1 pseudogene is annotated in these 205 nt (G+C 34.6%); it reads left to right on the top strand.

From position 1 onward, the window contains the following. Window positions 1–205, top strand: a pseudogene (locus tag HHH54_RS11380) (ISL3 family transposase); the annotation flags it as partial.

Below are 205 nucleotides of genomic sequence, written 5' to 3'. Positions count from 1 at the left end.
TGAGTTACCTGCTTATCTCATACTTAAAAAACAACGTTTTTATTGTAAAGCTTGTAATACGTACTTTACTGCTCAGTCTCCTGTCGTTGATAAGTTTTGTTTTATCTCTAAAAATACTAAAATGGCTGTTCTTAATAAGGCAACGGATATACGTTCTGAAGCTTCTATAGCGCAGGATTGTTCTGTATCACCTACAACTGTAGCA

It is taken from the genome of Staphylococcus canis (assembly GCF_016238445.1).
Classification (GTDB): Bacteria; Bacillota; Bacilli; order Staphylococcales; family Staphylococcaceae; genus Staphylococcus; species Staphylococcus canis.
The sequence above is the reverse complement of the archived record's forward strand: the minus strand, read 5'-3'. Positions and strand labels throughout refer to the sequence as shown.